The sequence below is a fragment of the Streptomyces sp. FH025 genome (genome assembly GCF_017427025.1).
In the GTDB taxonomy this organism is placed as follows: Bacteria; Actinomycetota; Actinomycetes; order Streptomycetales; family Streptomycetaceae; genus Kitasatospora.
The window spans coordinates 1-2602 of record NZ_JAFLNG010000903.1 but is presented as its reverse complement, the minus strand read 5'-3'; the positions used below and the strand labels follow the sequence as shown (position 1 = coordinate 2602).

The window sequence follows — 2602 nt, the reverse complement described above, 5'->3', positions numbered from 1 at the left end:
GCTCGAACGGCTCCACGTGCTCCGCCCGCCAGAACCGCACCACCCCCAGCAGCACCCCGCGCGCCCGCAGCGGCACCCGCACCAGCGAGTGCACCCCGTACGCCAGCACCCGCGCCGAGCGCTCCGGGTCCTGCACCCGCCAGCCCTCCGCCTCGGCCAGCCGAGCCTCCAGGGCGGGCGCCCCGCTGTTCAGCGCGCCGGCCAGCGGGGTCGCGGGCACCACGCCAAGCACCGTGCCCACCGGGTGGAACGGTGCGTCGTCCCGCGTCCCGGCGAAGGCCGCGCGCCGCATCCGGCCCAGCGACGTACCGGGCGGCGGCTCCTCGCCGGACAGCACCTGCTCGGCCAGGTCCACCGTGGCGAAGTCCGCGAACCGCGGCACCACGACCTGCGCCAGCTCCTCGGCGGTCCGGGTCACGTCCAGCGAACTGCCCACCGTCACCCCGGCGTCGTACAGCAGCCGCAGCCGCCGCTGCGCGCCCTCGGCCCGGCCGGCCAGGGCCCGCAGCTCGGTGGAGTCGCGCAGCGTGGCGACGCAGCCGGGCGGGCCACCGGCCTCCCCGGTCAGCCGCACGTTCACCGCCAGCAGCCGCTCCCCGGACAGCACCACCTGGTCGGTCACCGGCCGGTCGGCGGTCAGCAGCTCCAGCGGGGCCGGTTCCAGACCCAGTTCGGCCACCGGGCGGCCCTCGGCGTCCGGCGGCAGGTCCAGCAGCCGGCGCGCCTCGTCGTTGCACAGCAGCAGCCGCCCGTCTCCGCCGACGATCATCACGCCCTCGCGCACCGCGTGCAGCACCGCCGCGTGGTGCTCGTACATCCGGGTCATCTCGGCCGGGCCCAGGCCGTGCGTCTGCCGCCGCAGCCGCCGGCTGATCAGCGCCGTGCCCAGGGTGGCCAGCCCGATCGCGCCCGCCGCCGCGCCGAGGACCAGCGGCAGCTGGCGCTCGCTCGCGGAGGAGACGCTCTTCAGGGTCACGCCCGCCGCGACCAGCCCGGGCACCGAACCGTCCGGCGCGTACACCGGGACCACCGCCTGGACCAGCGGGCCGAGCGTGCCGTTGAGGTGCTCGGTCACCACCCGGCCGTGCAGCGCGGGCTCGTACGTGCCGACGAGCCTGTGGCCGATCCGGGCCGGGTTGGGGTGGGTGTAGCGGATGCCCTGGTCGTTCAGCACGACGATGAAGTCCACGCCCGAGGAGATCCGCGCGGCCTCCGCCTTCGGCTGCAGGAGCGCGGTGGGGTCGGGGGAGCGCAACGCGTCCACGATGCCCGGCGAGTTGGCGAAGGTCTGAGCCACCGCCACCGACCGGTTGCGCGCCTCGTGCTCGGCATCGGTGCGCGACTGCACCACCAGCGCCACCGCGGCCCCCGCCACCAGCAGCAGCACGATCAGGATCTGGAGCGCGAACACCTGCCCGGCCACCGACCGGTGCCGTACCGGCCGTGGCCGCTTCGCGCGTGGCAGCTGTTGCCGACCGCGTGGGCGCCCACCGGAGGAGCCGGCGTCGCCGGTGGCACCAGAGGCCGACGGAGCCCAGGATCGGCCCGGATTTCGGGCCATACGGTCATGCTTGCACTCGTAGCAGCCAGCGACCACCCCGCTCCTTCGGCCGTTTGGCCTTCCCCGCCCCGGCTTGGCAAGATCTCAGGGTGTCCGAACCCAGCACCATCACCGACCCGGCCGACCCCCGCCTCGCCGACTACACCGGCCTCACCGACGTCGAACTGCGCCGCCGCCGCGAACCCGCCGAGGGCCTGTTCATCGCCGAGGGGGAGAAGGTCATCCGCCGCGCCCTCGCGTCCGGCTACCGGATGCGGTCGATGCTGCTCACCTCCAAGTGGCTGGACGTGATGGCCGACGTCATCGCCGAGGCCGACGCCCCCGTCCACGTGGTCGAACCCAAGCTCGCCGAAGCCGTCACCGGCTACCACGTCCACCGCGGCGCCCTCGCCTCGATGGAACGCAAGCCCCTCCCGGAGACCGCCGAGGTGCTCGCCGGGGCCCGCCGGGTCGCCATCCTGGAGGGCCTGGTCGACCACACCAACCTCGGCGCCATCTTCCGCAGCGCCGCCGCCCTCGGCATGGACGCCGTCCTCCTTTCACCCGACTGCGCCGACCCGCTCTACCGGCGCGCCGTCAAGGTCTCCATGGGCGCCGTCTTCGCGGTCCCCTACGCCCGCCTCGACCCCTGGCCCGCCGCCCTCGACACCGTCCGCGCCGACGGCACCCTCGACGAGTCCTGGCCCGGAGCAGGCGCCTCCGGCGGCACCGGCCTCACCCCGCCCCCGGCCGCCGCCCCCGCTCCCCCGACGGCCCCGGCGGGCTGAGCCCGGCCGAGGGCGACGCTGCGCACGGGAAGTCGGATCGGCCGACTTCTCACGCGTGGCGACTGACGCGGGCCGGTCGTGTGTCGGGCCTGCTGCCGAAAGCTGCGCCGGGCGGCCACTGCGCGGCCCGAGGGGCGAGCACAGGAAGTCGGGCGGGCCGACTTCTCGTGCGCCACGGCTCACGCGGGCCGACCAGGTGCCGCACCTGCGACCGGGAACGACACCGGGCGGCCGCAGCGCAGCCCGGAGGAGCGAGCACAGGAAGTCGGGCGGG

1 protein-coding gene and 1 pseudogene are annotated in these 2602 nt (G+C 75.6%); one reads left to right on the top strand and one right to left on the bottom strand.

What is annotated here, in order from left to right; all coding sequences use genetic code 11:
• A pseudogene (locus tag J0670_RS35465) lies at positions 1-1561 on the bottom strand (PAS domain-containing protein); the annotation flags it as partial.
• 89 nt (positions 1562-1650) lie between these two features.
• Between J0670_RS35465 and J0670_RS35460 the strand changes: the two are divergent.
• A complete protein-coding gene (locus J0670_RS35460) occupies positions 1651-2328 on the top strand; it encodes an RNA methyltransferase (protein ID WP_207816698.1) in 678 nt (225 codons plus the stop codon).
• The last annotated feature ends 274 nt before the right edge of the window (positions 2329-2602 follow it).